General features: G+C 52.5%; 1 protein-coding gene. It reads left to right on the top strand.

Annotated elements, in window-relative coordinates; genetic code table 11:
- Positions 1-688 precede the first annotated feature (688 nt).
- Positions 689-1945: a group II intron reverse transcriptase/maturase gene (gene ltrA / locus EDD72_RS12375; protein WP_132770817.1), complete on the top strand. Its 1257-nt coding sequence runs from the start codon at positions 689-691 to the stop codon at positions 1943-1945.
- Positions 1946-2034 lie beyond the last annotated feature (89 nt).

Below are 2034 nucleotides of genomic sequence, written 5' to 3'. Positions count from 1 at the left end.
TCATCAGGTGGGTTAAAGTCCCGCTGAGCCTCGGACTAGGGGGCTCATATCCAAACCCGGGGGTAATGCCTCGGGGGCCGGCAATTTTGTTGCCGGAGGGCAGGGCGTCTGTCGCGAGGCAGAGTCTGAAGGGCTTGAGGAGAAGTACCAGGCCGTAGTGAAACGGGGCTGCCCGAATTGCGAACCGGTCGGCCAAAGATGGGGCAAGGTCGAGTCTGCACTATGGAGACGAAGGCGTTCTAGTCCACCCATCGCACCAAGGTGTGTGCGGACGGCATGGTACGGAAGATGACGATGTGACCCACGGAGATCTCGTCATGTCTGAAACCAATGCACTTGCAGGACGAGTGGGTAAATAAAGTCGAAGCGGTCGTGCCGCGCCCGCCGCTTCAAAGAACGCGCGGCAGTTTCAGTAACGGATGTTATAAGGAAACCCCGAAGTGCATACCGGACGCATGGCGAGAAGTCGGAGAGCCGCGTAATACTTTGGAACGGACGAACAACAGAAACGTCCGGATCAACCGCCCTGGTGCGGTTGGCTTCTGCTCACTCAAAAGGTGATGCAGAAGGGGAAGGCGGCTCGCTTTATGGAGACCAGAACTGGAGTGAGTTTCGCGAGTAGGCGGCAAGGAACGGATAGTTCCCTATGTGAAAGACCCAAAACTTGCAGGCGGAGGACACGGAACGCATGAAAGCAGAAGGCACAGGACGAAAGGTTCATTCGTTAATCGACAAAGTGTATCACAGAACGAACTTGGAAATGGCATGGGAATCGGTGAGAGCAAACGGAGGAAGCGGTGGGATCGATAAGGTCACTATTCCGGCATTCCAAAAGACAGCCGAACAGGAACTGGAGCGGCTGCACGAAGAACTGAAACGGGGGACGTATCGGCCGATGCCAGTTAGGCGGATTCTTATTCCCAAGAAAGGGAAACCAAATGAGAAGCGGCCACTGGGCATCCCGGCGATACGAGATCGGGTATGCCAGCAAGCGTTGAAAAACCGGTTGGAACCCATTTTCGAACCTCTTTTCAGTGAATGCAGCTTCGGATACCGACCGGGAAGGTCTACGCATCAAGCGATGCGTAAGATTTACCGCGAACTGATGGATGGATGTGAATGGGTCGTTGACGCTGATCTGCGGGACTTCTTCGGTACAGTTCATCATGAACCGCTTATCGACATGATTGCTGAACAAGTCAGTGACGGGAGAATCCTCAAATTGGTTAGACAAATGCTCGAAGCCGGGTACATGGAAAGCGGGAAGAAATACGCGACGCCGAACGGCACACCGCAAGGAAGCGTCATTAGTCCACTGTTCAGTAATATCTACCTGAATCGGTTTGACCATGAAATGACTGATAGAGGATACCGACTGACGCGATTTGCCGACGATTGGGTCGTCCTCTGCAAAACGCAGGCGGAAGCCGCACGAGCGCTGCGGGACGCAAAGACCATTCTGGAGTCGCTCGGACTGACGCTTCACCCGAACAAAACAAAGATCACCCACATCAAATGGGGATTCGAGTTTTTGGGATACAAGCTGAAACGGGGAAAGGGACTGTCGCTACCGCAGGAAAAGGTGAAGAAACAACCAAAAATCAATATTTATGCTTATCCCAAGGACAAGTCGATCAAGCAGTTCATGGACACGATTCGGGCACGAACGCGCAGACGTATCCCACTCACCGTCTTCCAAATCATCGATTTCATCAATCCTGTTATACGAGGATGGGGCAACTACTACCGTAAAGCCCACGTAAGAAAGTTGTTTAACCGACTCCAACGCTGGATTATTCGACGGATTTGGAGCCACCGGTTTAAACGTTGGCGAAATACGGGATGGAAGAAACTACCCGAAGCCATACTCTACTCCAAGTACCGACTGGTAAATCTTTTATCGATAATTCCAGACTTGAACCTACGAACTGCACCCAAAGGGTGACATGAAGGAAAGCGGATTGCGGGAAAACTGCACGATCCGTTTGATTGAGCGGACGGAGGAAGGCGTAAGCCGACCTCCTTCGACTCTAC

Source organism: Tepidibacillus fermentans, assembly GCF_004342885.1.
GTDB lineage: Bacteria > Bacillota > Bacilli > Tepidibacillales > Tepidibacillaceae > Tepidibacillus > Tepidibacillus fermentans.
Note: the sequence above shows the minus strand (reverse complement) of the source record. Positions and strands in the feature narration are given on the sequence as shown.